Origin of the sequence: Pseudomonas lurida, from assembly GCF_002563895.1 — a bacterium.
Lineage (GTDB): Bacteria > Pseudomonadota > Gammaproteobacteria > Pseudomonadales > Pseudomonadaceae > Aquipseudomonas > Aquipseudomonas lurida.
On record NZ_PDJB01000001.1, the window covers coordinates 4,030,973 to 4,047,356 of the forward strand.

15 protein-coding genes are annotated in these 16,384 nt (G+C 61.9%); 5 read left to right on the forward strand and 10 right to left on the reverse strand.

From position 1 onward, the window contains the following. Window positions 1–102: 102 nt before the first annotated feature. The 10 genes from ATH90_RS18160 to ATH90_RS18205 form a co-directional block, all read right to left on the reverse strand. Entirely contained in the window at window positions 103–2,508 is a 2,406-nt protein-coding gene (locus ATH90_RS18160; RefSeq protein ID WP_098466941.1) for a TonB-dependent receptor, read from the reverse strand. A 195-nt stretch (window positions 2,509–2,703) separates the two neighbouring features. Then, window positions 2,704–4,314: a gamma-glutamyltransferase family protein gene (locus ATH90_RS18165; RefSeq protein WP_098466942.1), complete on the reverse strand. Its 1,611-nt coding sequence runs from the start codon at window positions 4,312–4,314 to the stop codon at window positions 2,704–2,706. A gap of 55 nt (window positions 4,315–4,369) precedes the next feature. Beyond that, window positions 4,370–4,582 carry a hypothetical protein gene (locus tag ATH90_RS18170; RefSeq protein WP_244905988.1) on the reverse strand — a complete coding sequence of 71 codons (213 nt, stop codon included), beginning with the start codon at window positions 4,580–4,582 and terminating at the stop codon, window positions 4,370–4,372. A gap of 22 nt (window positions 4,583–4,604) precedes the next feature. Further along, window positions 4,605–5,384 carry an amino acid ABC transporter ATP-binding protein gene (locus ATH90_RS18175; protein WP_098466943.1) on the reverse strand — a complete coding sequence of 260 codons (780 nt, stop codon included), beginning with the start codon at window positions 5,382–5,384 and terminating at the stop codon, window positions 4,605–4,607. Window positions 5,385–5,386: 2 nt separating this feature from the next. Continuing rightward, a complete protein-coding gene (locus tag ATH90_RS18180; RefSeq protein WP_098466944.1) occupies window positions 5,387–6,163 on the reverse strand; it encodes an amino acid ABC transporter permease in 777 nt (258 codons plus the stop codon). Between the two features lie 12 nt (window positions 6,164–6,175). Continuing rightward, complete coding sequence (locus ATH90_RS18185; protein ID WP_098466945.1) at window positions 6,176–6,982, reverse strand: ABC transporter substrate-binding protein; 807 nt, start codon at window positions 6,980–6,982, stop codon at window positions 6,176–6,178. Between the two features lie 64 nt (window positions 6,983–7,046). Beyond that, window positions 7,047–7,715, reverse strand: a complete 669-nt coding sequence (locus tag ATH90_RS18190) for a GntR family transcriptional regulator (protein ID WP_098466946.1) — start codon at window positions 7,713–7,715, stop codon at window positions 7,047–7,049. 278 nt (window positions 7,716–7,993) lie between these two features. Beyond that, window positions 7,994–8,434, reverse strand: coding sequence for a hypothetical protein (locus tag ATH90_RS18195; protein WP_098466947.1), 441 nt, complete (start codon window positions 8,432–8,434; stop codon window positions 7,994–7,996). Between the two features lie 57 nt (window positions 8,435–8,491). Next, the gene (locus ATH90_RS18200) at window positions 8,492–9,775 is read right to left on the reverse strand and encodes a HAMP domain-containing sensor histidine kinase (protein WP_098466948.1); all 1,284 of its coding nucleotides are present in this window, start codon (window positions 9,773–9,775) and stop codon (window positions 8,492–8,494) included. Further along, window positions 9,772–10,455, reverse strand: coding sequence for a response regulator transcription factor (locus ATH90_RS18205; RefSeq protein WP_098467696.1), 684 nt, complete (start codon window positions 10,453–10,455; stop codon window positions 9,772–9,774). The genes ATH90_RS18200 and ATH90_RS18205 overlap by 4 nt, the downstream gene beginning before the upstream one ends. Before the next feature lie 188 nt (window positions 10,456–10,643). Here ATH90_RS18205 and bamA point away from each other — a divergent pair, with 188 nt between their 5' ends. The 5 genes from bamA to ATH90_RS18230 all read left to right on the forward strand — a co-directional run bounded on the left by bamA (window position 10,644) and on the right by ATH90_RS18230 (window position 16,373). Then, entirely contained in the window at window positions 10,644–13,010 is a 2,367-nt protein-coding gene (gene bamA / locus ATH90_RS18210) for an outer membrane protein assembly factor BamA (protein WP_098466949.1), read from the forward strand. A 78-nt stretch (window positions 13,011–13,088) separates the two neighbouring features. After that, window positions 13,089–13,523: a YeeE/YedE family protein gene (locus ATH90_RS18215; RefSeq protein WP_098466950.1), complete on the forward strand. Its 435-nt coding sequence runs from the start codon at window positions 13,089–13,091 to the stop codon at window positions 13,521–13,523. Window positions 13,524–13,525: 2 nt separating this feature from the next. Continuing rightward, window positions 13,526–13,945 carry a DUF6691 family protein gene (locus ATH90_RS18220; RefSeq protein WP_098466951.1) on the forward strand — a complete coding sequence of 140 codons (420 nt, stop codon included), beginning with the start codon at window positions 13,526–13,528 and terminating at the stop codon, window positions 13,943–13,945. 238 nt (window positions 13,946–14,183) lie between these two features. Further along, complete coding sequence (locus ATH90_RS18225) at window positions 14,184–15,176, forward strand: SphA family protein (RefSeq protein WP_098466952.1); 993 nt, start codon at window positions 14,184–14,186, stop codon at window positions 15,174–15,176. Between the two features lie 15 nt (window positions 15,177–15,191). After that, window positions 15,192–16,373, forward strand: coding sequence for an MFS transporter (locus ATH90_RS18230; protein ID WP_098466953.1), 1,182 nt, complete (start codon window positions 15,192–15,194; stop codon window positions 16,371–16,373). Window positions 16,374–16,384 lie beyond the last annotated feature (11 nt).

A 16,384-nucleotide genomic window follows, 5' to 3' on the forward strand; every position in this document is an offset into this window, starting at 1 on the left:
GCGTGATCAAAAAACATTCTCATTAGCACCAAAAATCAAGGCTGGGCGCTGGCTTGCCTGCGATGGCACGCCAGCTCCCACCTGTCGATCGGTGTACACCCCTTAGAAGTCGACGGTGGCCGAGAGCAGGTACGTACGCGGCGTCGATAAGGTCAACCCCGGCTCACTGTCATCCGACGCGCCGGCCGAACTCCAGTAGCGTTTATCGGCGACGTTTTCCACATTCGCCCGCAGGGTGATGTGTTTGTCGTCGACCTTGAACGCATAGCGCGCGCCGACGTCGAGGCGGTTCCAGGCGTCGATTTCCTTGACGTTGGACTGGTCCAGGTACTGCGAGCTGGAGTAGATGCCACGGCTGGTCAACGTCAGGCCTTCAAGGCCCGGCACGTCCCATTCGGCGCCGAGGTTGACGTTGTACTTGGGCGTGGCCGGGGCGCGGTTGCCGTCGAAGGTGCCGTTGGTGGTATGGGTCAGCTCACTGTCGATGTACATCACCCCACCCAGCAGGCGGAAGCCCTTCAGCGGTTCGCCGAATACGCTCAATTCCATGCCGGAGTTTTCGCGCTTGCCGTTGGGACCAAAGCGCCGCGTGGTGGCATTGGTTTCATAAGCTGGCTGCTTGATGCGGAACACGGCGGCGGTTACCGCGAACGCGCCAGCATCGTACTTGGCACCCACTTCCACCTGGCGGCTGATGAACGGCGGGAAGATCTCGTCTTCGTTTATCGAGGTCGAGGGCGCAATCTTGCCCTGGCTCAGGCCTTCCATGTAGTTGGCGTACAGCGACAGCTTGTCGGTGGCTTTAAACAGAATGCCACCCGACGGCGAGACCTTTTCTTCATCGTAGGCAGTGTCGCCTTTGATGCCGTCGCTCCAGTCATCCACCTTCACCCGCTGCCAGCGTGCGCCCAGGGTGAGCAGCAGGCGGTCGTCGAAGAAGCCCAGGGTATCGGACAAGGCCACGCCGCTGAATGCGTTTTCGGTGTACACCTTCGGATCAAACCGCGTCGGCCGCGAAGGCGTCGGCGTTTGCACCGGGTTGTAGAGATTGCTCGACGGTGACGTATAACGCGCACCGCCGTTGGTGAAGTCCATGTAGAAGTAGCTGGCGGCCAGGTTGACCTCATGGCTCACCGGCCCGGTATGGAACCAGTTGCGCACACCGGCCGTGTAGGTGCGTACGTTTTCATCACGGGTAAAATCCCGCGGCTGAACGCTGAAATCACCGGCCGCGTTGGTCACTGACACCGCGTGGCGCAGGAAGTCGTGGTTGCTTTTACGCGCGCCCACGCCGCCATAGAGCATCACGCTATCGCTGAGGTCGTACTCACCGTTGACCGTCCCGAACGTGTCGTTGGTGCTGGCCTTGCTCCAGGACTGCGCGTAGTTGCGACGCACGTCGTTGGCACTCGGCACCGGAGCAGCCGCCGCGACCTGCACGCGCTCCTGCGGGGCATCGGTGTCGCGTTCGGTGTGGCCGATGTCGGTGGACAGGCGCAGGCGCTCGCCGCGAAAATCCAGGCCCAGCACCGCCATTTCGCGATCGACGCTCTGGTGGTCCCACGCGGTGTCGCCGGACTGCTTCACGCCGTTGAAGCGCAGGCCGAACTTGTTGTCTTCGCCAAAGCGGCGCCCCACGTCGACCGCACCGCCAGCCTGGCTGTCGGAAGCCCAGGTGCCGGTAAACGAATTGATGTCCTTGTCGGTGGCGCGCTTGGGTACCACGTTGATCCCGCCGCCCACGCTGCCGCGCGGGGAGATGCCGTTGATCAACTGGCTCGGGCCTTTGAGGATGTCGACGCGATCGGCCATTTCCATGTCGATGGTGTACGTCGGCAGCACGCCGTACAGGCCGTTGTAGGCCACGTCACTGTTGAACAGGCTGAAGCCGCGAATAGTGAACTGCTCGTAACGCCCGCCGGCCGGGTTGGTGGCACGTACCGAAGGGTCGCTGGCGACAAGGTCGCCCAGGGTGCGCGCCTGCTGGTTCTTCACCGCATCGGCGGTGTAGGTGGTGATGCTGAACGGGGTCTCCATGAAGTCCCGCGTGCCCAGCATGCCCTGTGCCGTGCGGCGTGCCACCTGGCCTCCGGCGTAAGTGTCGCCGTCATACAGGCCGGTGGTGCCGAGGATCGAGGTGGGTGCCAGTTCCAGGCTGCTGCCATCCGGCGCCGGTATTACCCTGTAAGCCTGCTCACCCATCGGTTGCAATTGCAGGCCGGAACCTTGCAGCAAGCGGGCAAAGCCCTCCTCTACCGCATACTCGCCAGACAGCCCGCTGCTGCTGCGCCCACTGACCAGCGCCGGGTCCACTGACAGGTTGACGCCCGACAGCCCGGCGAAACGGGTCAACGCGGCACTCAGGCTGCCGGCTGGCACCTGATAGCTGCGGCGGGTGGCGGTGTCTTCGGCGTAGCTGACGGCGGCGAGCAAGGGGCTGGCGCTGAGGCTCAGCATCAGGCTCAGTTTCAGCAACGGGCGCAAGCGCAAGGATCGGACTGCGGGCATTGGAGTAAGCTCTCGATGATGTTCACTTACCTGGAATGACCGATGGCGCCAAAAAAAGGGACAGGTTTATTTGATTATTTTTTTCAACACCGCCCACTGCCTCGGTTTGTTGCCCTGGCCTTTCCAGCAATGCGCCCACTGTCCGACCCGCACTGCGCCCAGTGCGCCTGCTCATCAATAAACGCGTGACGCGGCTTACCACACCGCAATATGGGAATCGGCCCGTGGCTCGGTCCCTCCGCACAGCACGCCGCTGACCGGGTCGCGCAGGATGATTTGCCCGCGCCCGTAATCCGTGAGGTCGCTGGCGATCTGCACGTGGTGACCCCGCCGCGCCAGGGCATTGGCCAGGTCGCGGGAAGCGCCTTGTTCGATGCCGACCTTCATATCGCCCAGCCACTGCCAGCGCGGCGCATCCAGGGCCGCTTGCGGGTTGAGGCCGAAGTCCACCAGGTTCATCACCATCTGCACATGGCCCTGGGGTTGCATATAGCCGCCCATCACGCCGAACGGTCCGAGGGCCTCACCGTCCTTGGTGAGGAAGCCAGGGATGATGGTGTGAAAGGTCTTCTTGCCCGGCGCCAGGCAGTTGGCATGGGTGGGGTCGAGGCTGAACTCCTGCCCGCGATTCTGCAGCGCGATACCGCTGTCGGGCAGCACCACGCCGGAGCCGAAGCCGTGGTAGTTGCTCTGGATGAACGAGACCATATTGCCTTCGGCGTCGGCCGTGGCCAGATACACCGTGCCGCTGGCGTGGGGGTCGCCGGGCCTGGGCGGCTGGGCCTGTTCGCCGATCTGGCTGCGCCGGCAGGTGCTGTAGTCATCACTGAGCAGGTCGGCGACGGCCATGCGCATGTGCGCGGGGTCGGTGATGTAGTGCAGGCCATCGCTGTAGGCCAGCTTCATCGCCTCCAATTGGCGATGCCAGGTTTGCTGACTGTCGCGATGATCGAAGCTGAAGCCTTCGAGGATCTTCAGCGCCATCAAGGCCACCAGGCCCTGGCCGCTGGGCGGAATTTCCCAGACGTCCACGCCACGGTAATTGATGTGGATCGGCTCCACCCACTGGGCGCGGTAATCCTTGAGGTCGCTGACGCGCAGGTAGCCGCCACTCGCCTTGGAATGGGCGTCCAGGCGCTCGGCCAGGGCGCCGCGATACAGGCTTTCGCAGCCGGTGGCGGCGAGCTCTTCCAGGGTGCGCGCCTGGGCCGGGTTGCGGAACACCTCCCCAGCCCGTGGCGCGCGACCGTCGATCAGGTAGGTGTCGAACCAGGCGTCGAGCACCGAGTCGCGATGGGGGCTGAATTCGTCCAGTGCAATCTGCCATTGATGAGCAACCACCGGCGACAACGGGAAACCGTCGCGCGCCAGGCTGATGGCCGGTTGCAGCAACTCGGCAAACGGCAACTTGCCGAAGCGTTGCGACAGCTGCGCCCACGCCGATGGGCACCCCGGCACGGTGACCGGGGTCCAGCCATACAGCGGCATCTGGCCATGCCCTGCGGTCTTGACCGCTTCGATACTCAAGGCCGCCGGTGCGTGGCCGTTGCCGTTCAGGCCGTGCAGCCGGCCCTTGCTCCAGACCAAGGCAAATGCATCACCACCGAGACCACAGCCGGTGGGCTCGACCACCGTCAGCGCAGCCGCCGTGGCGATGGCGGCATCGATGGCGTTGCCGCCCTTTTGCATGATCTCGATGCCGGCCTGGGCGGCCAGTGGCTGGGACGCTGCGACCATGCCTCGGCGGGCAAACACGCTTTGGCGCTGCGAGGGATAAGGGTACTCATGAGCAGAAAATTTCAACATGGCAAAGGCTCTTCGATTCGTTGGCCGGACTTGATGCGGTTCCATTCCCGGGTCATCAAGCGCTGGATGTAAACGTGGCTTCGAGCATCTCGTGGGTGTCGAAGATGTCGTATTGCACCTTGATGCCGCTGTCTTTCTCGACGCTCTTCAGGGTGTCGGGACCGGTGTAGTCGGACCAGTTATAGACCTTGACCACCGACTCGGCAGCCTGGCCCATGGGCCCAACGGCGGCGCAGCACAGCGCCGCGAACAATCGGGTTAATCGCATCGCACAGTTCCTCGCGGGGGGTTCATAGCACGCGGCTGAGAAACGCCTGGGTACGGGGGTGGCTAGGGCGGCTGAAGATCTGGTCCGGTGGCCCTTGTTCGATGAGTTCGCCCTGGTCGAGCACCACCACGCGGTCGGCCACTTCACGGGCAAAGCCCATTTCGTGGGTGACCACCACCATGGTCATGCCCTCCTCGGCCAACTCTTTCATCACCTGCAGCACTTCGCCGACGGTTTCCGGGTCGAGGGCGCTGGTGGGTTCGTCGAACAACATGGCCTGGGGTTTCATCGCCAGGGCGCGGGCAATGGCGACCCGTTGCTGCTGGCCGCCGGATAGCATCGACGGATAATGGCTGGCCTTGTCCGCCAGGCCGACCCGCGCCAACAGGGCACGGGCTTGCTCCAACGCTTCCGCACGTGGTGTGCCAAGCACCTGGATCGGCGCTTCGATGATGTTTTCCAAGGCGGTCATATGGGGGAACAGGTTGAAGCGCTGGAACACCATGCCGATGTCACGCCGCTGGCGGGCGATATTTCGCTCCGAATCGCGCACCAGGCTGCCGTCGCTGCGCTCGCGATAGCCCATGGCGCGACCGTTGACACGGATACGCCCACCCTGGATGTCCTCCAACAGGTTGATGCAACGGATAAAGGTGGTCTTGCCCGAGCCCGAGGCGCCGATCAGTACCACCACTTCACCGCGCCGCACCTGCAGGGAAATGCCCTTGAGAATCTGCAACGCGCCGAACGACTTGTGGATATCCAGCGCCTCAATGATCAGTTCTTCACTTTGATGCGCCATGGTTATCGTCCCCTCAGCAATTTCAAGGTGCTGCGCCCGAACAGGCGACCGGATGCCGTCGGCGGCACGTCGGGCCGGTCGGACTGGCTGAAGCGCGTTTCCAGCCAGCGTTGGAAAAAGCCCCACAGTGTGGTCAGCGTCAAGAAGTAGAGGGCGACCACCAGGTACAGCTCAAATACGCGGAAGGTCGCCGAGGTGATCATCTGAGTACTGAGCAGCAACTCCTGCACACCGATCACGCTGACCAGGGTGGTGTTCTTGAGCATCACGTTGAACTCATTGCCCAACGGCGGCACGATCACCCGGAACGCCTGGGGCAGCACGATGCGGCGCATCAGCTTGGCAAAGCCCATGCCCAGGGAGCGACCGGCTTCGTATTGGCCCTTGTCCACCGCACCGATACCGGCGCGGATGATCTCGGCCATGTACGCGCCCTCATTCAAGCCCAGCGCAATGATCGCTGCCTGGATATTGCCGGGGACGATCAGGCCGAACAGCTCGATGTCCTCGAAGCGGAATATCCCGCCTGCCGCCAGCGCGGTGTACAGAAACACGATCTGGACCAGCAACGGTGTGCCGCGCATCAGCCACACATAAAAACGCACCGGCAGGTGCAGCAAGGGGTTCTTCGACAAGCGCAACAACGCCGCCGCCAACCCCAGCGCGCACCCCAGCAGCATCGCCGACACTGCGATCAGGCAGGTCAGCCACAGCCCGGTGAGATAAACCCCGCTGGGCTGCAACAGGTACTGCCAGAACACGTCCCAATTGAAGTTCATCAGAGTGGCGCCTCAGTCGAGTGTGTCGCTGCTGACATGCCATTTGTCCAGCAACTGCAGGTAGCTGCCATCGCTGCGCATGTCGCTGATCACTTGCTGCACGGCGGCGGTGAGTTGTGGGTCGTCCTTGCGCATGCCCAGCCCGGTGAGGATGCGACTGAACGCCGGCACGCCTTCCTGGAACAGATCCGGCGCCATCGCGGCGTAGTAGCCGGCGGTTTCCACGGTGGTGCCATAGGCGTCGACCTGGCTGATGCGCAGGGCCTGGAAGGCATCGGTGTCGGTGTTGTACACCACCAGTTTCATCGGCGGCTTGCCGGCCTTGGCCAGGCTGTCGTTCTGCGTATCCAGCAAGGTCTTGATGGTGGAGCCGTTGAGTACCGCGACCTTGTGCCCGGACAGGTCATCCAGCGTCTTGATGCCCTTGGGGTTGCCCTTGGGCACCACCACCGACTGGCTGGAATACATGTAGTTGACGATGTCGATCACCTGGCGCCGCTCGGGCTTGTCAAACAACTGGTCGACGATCATGTCGCACTGCTGGGCGAGCAATGCCGGCACCAGGCCAGAGAACGGAATCACCCGCCATTGCACCTGCTTGTCGCCCAGGCGCCTGGCGATTTCCAGGCCCAGGTCGACGGTCAGGCCACGTGGCTTCTGCGCTTCATCGAAGGACACCAGGGGCGGTGAGTCCATCCCCGAGCAGTAGGTGAGTTTGTCGACACTCTTCAGGCGCTCCGGTACCTGGGGCGCAGCAAAGGCCCATTGGCTACAGAGGCCGAGGGAGAAAGCCACCAGCAAGGCGCGGCGTTTATGCATGACCAGACACTCCAGTTCGTTGAATAACGGGGGCAGGAATCAACGTCAAAACACGACAGCTTTTTTATTGTTCGTTTTGCAGGAATTGGATCAGCGCCGGCACCGTACCCTCGATGTGTTCGCGCACCACGGCTTCGGCGCGCGCGGCATCACCAGCCCGGATGGCGTCAAGAATCACCGCGTGCTCCTGGCGGGCACTGAGGGGCTTTTCGCCGTGTTGCAGCCACAGGCGCATGGGCGCCTCGACCAGTGAGTACAGCGCGCCAATCTGCTTCATCAGGCGCGGGCGGCCGCTGAGGCTGCACAGGTATTCGTGGAAGGCGCGGTGGCGGCTGACCCATGCGGCGCTTTCATCGCGGTAGTCGTCCATCGCGTCGAGCATGCGCTCAAGGGCCGCCAGCTGGCGCTCGCCGATACGCCCCACCGCAACGCGCACCGCCAAGCCCTCAAGGGCGCTGCGCATCTCGAACACCTCGTGCAACTCGTCGATATCCAGCCCGCTGACAATGGCGCCACGGTTGGGCCGCAGCGTCACCAGGCCCTGGGCATCCAGGCGCCGGAAGGCTTCGCGCACCGGCATGCGGCTCATGCCGATTTCACCAGCGATGTCTTCGGCGATCAGCCGATCACCCTTGCGGTAGCGACCACTACAGATGGCATCCAGCAGGAAGTTGTAGGCCTCCTCCTCCGCCGTGAGCGGCTGACGTTCAACATAAGCAGGGGCAAATTGCATCGGCGGCACCTTTTGAATTTTTGTATCCAATTATCCACGAATACAAAAAAGCAGAATGCGTGCCACATGACGCAAAGGTTGGCCAAGTGATTGATTTGGATGGACAGCGGGGAAGTGACGACAGAGGGTGCGCAACGACGCCGTAGGCGTGTGCTACCAAACAGCTCAGAAAGTGCCCCGTGGGTGGGCGCACGTAACAGGTGGCGGGCCACGCCGGGGCACATGCCTAGACACGCCCCTTGGCCCGCAGATCCAGAGTGAAGGCAAGCCGGCCTTTTTCAACCCGGTTCGGCCGAGTAGATGATGGTTTGCGCACTGTTTTCAGCGACGGGTGGGCGCGTGAAGTAGGTATCACCTTCGTCGGTGAGGATCTCGTAGTCGACTTTGCGGGTGTTGCTGGCGTGCTTGATGATTTTCAGCACACGTTGGAATTTCACGCTTTGCGTACCGTTCTGGTTGGGTCCGGTCAGCACGCTGACGCTTTGAAACCAGCCGCTGTGCTGCTTGTTGCCCAACAGCGCAGAGGTCATCGCCTCGAACCGCTCCAGCCGCGTAAACCCCCACAGCGTCTGCTCCTCGATCGCCGCGCCCGGGGTAGCGGCACCGGTAAACACGAAGAGATTGATCGCCGGGTTGTCTTCGCAAAAGAAATCATAGGGGACCAGGCCGTCGACCATCTTCCTGCCGGGCACAAAGCCCTTTTTATGCACCTGAAACATTGCCACCTCCGCTCGATCACTGGCGAGCAGTCTAATGAGGGGCGACGTACAGAGCGGTCAAGCCAATGTAATGTCGTGTAAAGATCGCGCGCTGTGGAGGTTGATCTCCACGGTCAGCCCGCCCCCCGGCTCGTTGCGCGCCTCGATATGGCCGCCATGCATCTGCACCGCCCTCGCTGCAATGGCCAGACCCAGGCCAAAGCCGACGGTGGTGTCGCCCACACCGCGTTCGAACGGCTGGAAGATCGTGCGCAATCGGCCAGGCGCCACCCCAGGCCCATGGTCGCTGATGCGCACGTTCAAGCGATTCGCCTCGCGGTTGACCTGCGCCGATACCTGCACGGTCGTTCCCGGACGGGTATAGCGGACGGCGTTGCGAATCACGTTTTCAAAACAGCGGTACAGCAACTCGCCGCTGACACAGGCAATAAACGGCGGGCAAGCCTGCAGATGAACGCGACAGTCCTTGATACCCGCTTCGAATTGCGCGTCGTCGACGATCATCACCAGCAACTCAACGATATCCACCGGCTCGCGCTCGATGCTTTCGGGGCGGCCCTGTAGACGGGCCAGGGTCAGCAGCGCCTCGATCAGCGTGTCCATGCGCTCGGACTCGTGTTCGATGCGCTCGAGCATTTCCAGGCGCGCGGCGTCCTGGCGCAACAGGCCGATGGCCGCTTGCATGCGCGTCAACGGCGAGCGCAGTTCATGGGAGATGTCGTGCAACAGATGCTGCTGGGCTTGCACCAACACCTTCAACTGGTTGGCCATGCGGTCGCAGTCTTCGGCCAGGTCGACGATTTCATCGCGGCGCTTGCCCATGGAAGGCTTGACCCGGGTTTCGAAGCGCCCCTGGGCCACATCGCTCATTGCCCGGCGCAAGTGCGCCAACGGCCAGGCCAGGTAGTACGCCATGTACCCACTGAACAGCGCGCTCATCAACGTGCCAATGATCAGCGGGACCTGTTGCCAGGGCCTGCCGCCGTCATCACCGGGGGCGTGGCTCGAGCGCAGTAAAAGCGCCAGGCCTTCCTTGCTGGTCACCGCGCGTTCAAAAGCTGGCTCTGCAACTGCTGACCCAGCCAGTAACTGGCCGCTGCGATCATAAATGCCGATGACCTCGTCTGGCGGACGCTCCCATACCGCCAGGAACTGGCCAGCGGCCTCGACACCAAATTGTTCCAGCAGCTTTTGCTCACTCGCGAGGATGGCGCCCACATGCGGGTCGCCCGGGCGGAAGCGGCTCAGTTCCAGCACACCGACCCCCACCAGGAACGTCAAGGTGGTTGCCAGCCAGAACGCCAGGAACAGTTTCCAGAACAGCAGGCTGGGCTTGGTCATTCGGCAATCAACAGGTAGCCGAGGCCACGCACGCTCTGGATCCAGGCCTTGGCGTCAGGGCGCGGCCCCAGCTTTTGCCGGATGCTGCTGATATGCACGTCGATGCGCCGGTCATAGCGGGTCAGTGGGCAACCCAGGGCATTGAGCGACAGATCCTTTTTGCTCACCACTTGACCAGCGCTGCGGGCCAGTTCTTCGAGCAGGCTGAACTCGGTGCTGGTCACGCCCAGTTCGGCACCGTTCCACAAGGCCTGGCGCTTGCCGGGCCATAACACCAGCGAGCCGGTCTTGATCACCTCGGTGGTCGGCTGGCCCACCGCCTGCACCCTGCGCATAATGGCCCGCAGGCGCGCCACCAACTCGCCCGGGGAGCTGGGCTTGGGCACGTAGTCATCGGCGCCAAGTTCCAGGCCGGTGATGCGGTCAATGTTGTCGCCACGGGCGGTGAGCAACACCACCGGGACTTGGCTGACGGCACGGATACGCCGCAGTACCTCGATGCCCGAACGCTGGGGCAGCATCACATCCAGCACCACGATGCTGTAGCGACCCGACAGCGCCTCGGTCTCACCCGCCTCTCCCGTATGCACGGCCGTGGCCTCGAACCCTTCGCACTCCAGGTACTGGCGCAGCATTTCAGTCAATTCCTGGTCGTCGTCGACTAGCAGTACGGAGATCATGACGGGCTCGTCCGAGGGGTGGGCGCGCATTATCAGCCTTGCAGGCGGAATTCGGGCCAACCTTTACCTAACTTGACATTCAGTTAACCGCACCAAACGCCGCGCACTCTTATGCTGGCTCTTCACCGGTCGGCGAGTGAACCAAGCGCGCCGGCGCTGCTTGTCGATGTGTTCTGGAAAAGATCTTGATGAATTTTTCGCGCCTGCTCTGCTCGGTTGCGCTGCTGCTCAATGCCTCACTGGCACTCGCCCAAGGCTTCAAAATCTCGGATATTCGAATCAATGGCCTGCAACGGGTCTCGGCGGGCAGTGTGTTCGGTGCATTGCCGCTGAACGTCGGCGACGAAGCCGATGACCGGCGCCTGGTGGATTCCACCCGGGCGTTGTTCAAGACCGGTTACTTCCAGGACATCCAGTTGAGCCGCGAAGGCGACGTGCTGATTATCAATGTAGTCGAGCGCCCTTCGGTTGCCAGTATCGAGTTCGAGGGCAACAAAGCGATCGCCACCGATGACCTGATGAAAGGCATGAAGCAATCAGGCCTGGCCGAAGGCGAGATATTCCAGCGCGCCACCCTGGAAGGCGTGCGCAATGAACTGCAGCGCCAGTACGTGGCCCAGGGGCGCTATTCGGCGTCGGTCGACACCGAGGTCGTGCCCCAACCGCGCAACCGCGTGGGCCTGAAGATCAAGATCGACGAAGGCGAAGTGGCATCGATCCAGCACATCAATGTGGTCGGCAATACGGTATTCGCCGACGACGCCTTGCTCGACCAATTCACGCTCAAGACCAGTAACTGGCTGTCCTTTTTCAGGAACGACGACAAATATGCGCGGGAGAAACTCTCCGGCGACCTTGAACGCCTGCGCTCCTTTTACCTGGACCGCGGCTACATCAACATGGATATCACCTCGACGCAGGTCTCCATGACCCCGGACAAAAAGCACGTGTACATCACCGTGAATATCCAGGAAGGCCAGAAATACACGGTGCGCGACGTCAAGTTGAGTGGCGAGCTGAAAGTCCCGCAGGATCAGGTCCAGGCGTTGTTACTGGTGCAAAAGGGCCAAGTGTTTTCGCGCAAATTGATGACCACCACGTCGGACCTGATCACCCGCCGCCTGGGCAACGACGGCTACACGTTCGCCAACGTCACCGGCACGCCGCAGGTGCATGAAGCAGACCACACGGTCGATATCACCTTCAGCGTCGATCCCGGCAAGCGGGCCTACGTCAACCGTATCAACTTCCGGGGCAATACCAAGACCGACGACCAGGTGCTGCGTCGCGAAATGCGCCAGATGGAGGGCGGCTGGGCCTCGACCTACTTGATCGACCAGTCCAAGGTGCGCCTGGAGCGCCTGGGGTACTTCAAGGAAGTGAACGTCGAGACGCCAGCGGTGACCGGGTTGGATGACCAACTGGATGTGAACTACACCGTGGAAGAGCAAGCGTCCGGCTCGATCACCGCCAGCGTCGGCTTCGCCCAGAGCTCGGGGCTAATCCTTGGCGGGTCGATTACCCAGAACAACTTTCTCGGCACAGGCAACTCCGCCAGCCTGGGGCTGACCCGGTCGTCCTACCAGAGCAAGTACAACATCGGTTTCACCGATCCCTACTTCACTCGTGATGGAGTGAGCCTGGGTTACAACGCGTTCTACAACAAGACCGACTACAACAAATACTACGATGACGGGGTGTCCTATTACGCCATCAACAGTTATGGCCTGGGCGCCAGCCTCGGCTACCCGATCAATGAGACGTCGCGCCTGAGTTTCGGCCTGACCGCCCAACACGACAGTATCGAACCGGGCACCTACAGCGCCGACGAGATCTACGACTTCATCGAGCGCGAAGGCAAACAGTTCACCAACTTCAAAGCCAACCTGGGCTGGTCGGAATCGACCTTGAACAAAGGCGTGCTGGCAACGCGTGGACACGCGCAAAACCTCAACCTGACGGTGACGGTGCCTGGCAGTGACCTGAGTTTCTACAAAATCGACTACACGGGGCAAACCTTCCTGCCGGTCAGCAACAACACCGCCCTGCGCTTGCATACCAAGCTCGGTTACGGCAACGGCTACGGTTCCACCGACGGCTTACCCTTCTATGAAAGCTATACCGCCGGCGGTGAAGGCACGGTACGCGGTTTTGAAAGCGGCACGCTCGGCCCACGCAGCACCCCGGCGACCGGGGCTTATGCCAGCGCCGGCCAGGCATACTATTCGGACCGGGATACGGAGGCGCTGGGCGGCAATATCCTGATTACCGGCGGCGCGGAGTACTTGTTCCCGGTGCCGTTCATCAAGGACAACAAATCCGTGCGCACTTCGCTGTTCTGGGATGTGGGCTCGGTGTATTCGGACAAGTGCTACCTGAGCACGACCCAAGGCTGCGGCGGCGTAGACCTGAGCCAGATGGCGAGTTCGGTGGGGGTGGGAGTGACCTGGTACAGCCCGCTGGGGCCGTTGAGCGTCAACCTGGCTTATCCGATTCGCACGCCTGAGAACGCAGACAAGCAGGTCTTCCAGTTTTCCATGGGGCAGACGTTCTAACGGGGCCTGAGCGATTTTTCCACAGTCACTGGCGACGCTGAAGCACAATAGCGCCGAATCACTCAGGAGCAATGCTTCATGACTGTCGACTGGCTTAACTTCACACCTTGGTCGTCTCTGGCAGGCGGCGCATTGATTGGCCTGGCGGCCAGCGTGTTCGCCGTCAGCAACGGCCGTATCGCCGGCATCAGCGGCCTGATCGGCCATCTTCTGCAGCGGGAGGGCAAGGGCATCAGTGAAACAGCACTGTTTCTGCTCGGCCTGCTCGTCGCCCCGCTGCTGTGGGCTGTATTCGCCACGCTGCCGCTGATTGAATTCCAGAGCGGCTGGCCCGCATTGATCCTCGCCGGTGTCCTGGTAGGGGTGGGCACGCGGTACGGCTCAGGGTGCACCAGTGGTCATGGAGTCTGCGGCATATCGCGTCTATCGCCGCGTTCAATGGTCGCCACTGCCTGTTTCATGGTCAGCGGTTTCGGTACGGTGTTTGTGCTGCGCCATCTACTGGGAAGTTGAACATGATCAAACTCACCGCATTCATCGCCGGCTTGCTGTTCGGCCTGGGCCTGCTTCTGGCAGGCATGGCCAACCCGACAAAAGTGCTGGCGTTCCTGGATATAGCCGGCGCCTGGGATCCGTCCTTGGCGCTGGTGATGATTGGCGCCATTGTCGTTGCGATTGGCCCGTTGACCTGGGCCCGCCGGCACACCCATTCGCTGCTGGGCGTGCCCATGCAATTACCCGCCAAGCGTGGGCTGGACCGGCGCCTGGTTGGCGGCAGCCTGTTGTTCGGCATCGGTTGGGGCATTGCCGGGATTTGTCCTGGTCCGGCGGTGGCCATTCTGCTGACAGGGCGTTGGCAGGCCATCCTGTTCACGGCGGCCATGCTGGGCGGCATGCTGTTGTTCACGGCGCTGGAGAACCGGCGCAGGCGTTAAGTGCCGATCCAACTTATTGGCTGAAAGGGGACAAACCACGATGGCTGCGCGAGCGCTATTATCATCGGCGCGAATACCCGTCCCTGAAACGCTGTGATAGGGCAAATCAACCGACGTGATATGACGCTCTCAGTCAACTCTGACCGCTGTGAACAAGTAACAGCAACGCTCGAGAACTAAAGTTGAAGTGCCAGGGGAAGCAACCCCAGCTCACAACTCCAATAATAGAGCGACGTCAATGAGACTGACACCATCCTTGCCAGCGTGCCTGGCCCTCAGTTGCGTATCACTTGCCGCCTTTGCTGCCGAGGGCCCACCACCGCCCTCGGTCAGCCAACCCAGCGGCATCAACCTGGGCGGCACCAGCTTCTACGACGGGTTCGCCGGGCCACCGGGGCTGACGCATCAGACCTATTTGAAGTTCAGTACGTCCAGCAGCATCCGTGACAATGGCGGCAAGGACAACGGCAACTTCGATAACCCGAAGATCAATGTCATTACCCTGATCAACCAGTTCAGCTATTACTCACCGGACACCATCGGCGGCGGCGCGCACCTGGGCTGGAGCCTGTTGGTCCCGGTGGTTTCCCTGGACGGCGACTTCGGCGACAACGGCGTCAAACTCAAGGACAACGGGGTCGGCCTGGGTGACGTCACTGTCGGCCCGCAGATCCAGTTCGATCCGCTCGTCAACGCCGAAGGCCGACCGTTCTTCGTGCAACGCGTGGCCTTCGATACGATCCTGCCCACAGGCAAGTACGACAAACACAAGGACTTGAACCCCGGCTCCCATTACTTTTCCTTCAACCCCTACTGGGCCGCGACCTTGATGCCAGCACCGCGCTGGGAAGTGAGCTGGCGCTTGAATTACCTGTACAACTTCAAGAACGACGATCCGGCGAGCAGCTCGGCACAGTTCTTTGAAGGGCGCCCCGTGCGCGACACCCAATCAGGGCAATCGGCCTGGGCCAACTTTACCGCCTCCTACGAGGTGTACCCAAAAGTCTCGGTCGGGATCAACGGCTATTACTTCCGGCAGATTTCCGATGACCAGGTCAACGGCGACCGCCTGAGCAACTCTCGTGAGAAAGTCCTTGGCATTGGCCCGGGCCTGTTCTGGAAGATCACGGAGGACAAGGCGTTCTGGCTCAATACCTATAAAGAAACCGGCGTAGAGAACCGCAGCAAGACCGATTACGCCGTGCAAGTTCGCTACGTCCATAAGTTCTGACTGAGGTGATGTGTGATGAATGCGCTCGACTCCATCGACAGCAAACAATCACTGGGCGCTATTTGCCTGATGATGGTCATTTCCCTGGGAACACTGCAGATCCAGCCGATCCTGGGCGGCGCGCTGATTGATCAACTGGGGGTGCCGCTCAATGCCATCGGCGTGATCTTCGCCGCCGAGCTGATAGCGATGGCCATCGCCTGTGGCGTATGTGCCCTGCTCATGGCGCGCGTCGACCGCCGCCGCTTTGCACGGGTAGCCTTGCTGATACTGGCCGTCGGCAACCTGGTTAGCACCCAGCTTCACAGCCAGACGTGGCTGGTGGTCTTGCGGATCATCTGCGGCGCCAGCGGTGGCGCGGTCATGGCGGTGGTGTACGCGACCGCTGCACTGCGCCGGTCCAAAGATGCAACGTTTGCAGTGATCAATATCGGCAACCTGTTATGGGGCATGCTGCTGGTCACCTCGATGCCTCTGCTGCTGCAGGTCTTCGGCGTGCGCGGTGCCTTTGGCCTGCTGGCCATCACCAGCCTGCTCGCCGCACTGGGTTGCGGGAGAATCCCCAGGTACTACCCGGACGCCCAACGCATCGCCCATGGCGCGGCCCGACCGTTCGGGCTGACCTCGCTGCTGCTGATCGCGCTGTTTGCGCTGCTGTTCTTCGGGCATTCCGCCCTGTGGGTGTACCAGGAGCGAATCGGTAAAAGCCTGGGCCTGGAACCTCAGCAGATCGGGGCTATCCTCGGTGGCAGCATCCTGGCGGGTGCCCTGGGTGCGGGCCTCTCCGGGCTGATCGGACGGCGGCTTGGCCTGTTGTTCCCGCAACTGTTGAGCTTCGGTGCTGCGTTAGTGGCGACCTTGATCATGGTATACGGCGACAGTACCGTTGCCTTTGCCACCACGGCGTGCCTGATCCATATGGTGTGGTTTTTCAGCTTGCCGTACCTGCTTTCCATGGCTGCCGAACTGGATCCCTCCGGGCGCCTGGCGGGCCTGGGCAATGCCGCGATATTCATCGGGCAAGGGCTTGGCCCCTTTGGCGCCGCGCTGGTGGTCGGCGAGGGGCATTTCCGTGCGGTGGGCTGGCTGGCCGCCTGCGCTTATGGGCTGGCCTTGATTATCTCGTGCCTGGTGGTGGCCCGCTTCCGTCGCGGCGTCAAGCCTCGCGGGCAGGCCCTGTCAGCCCAATCCGCCTGAACGATGTCAAC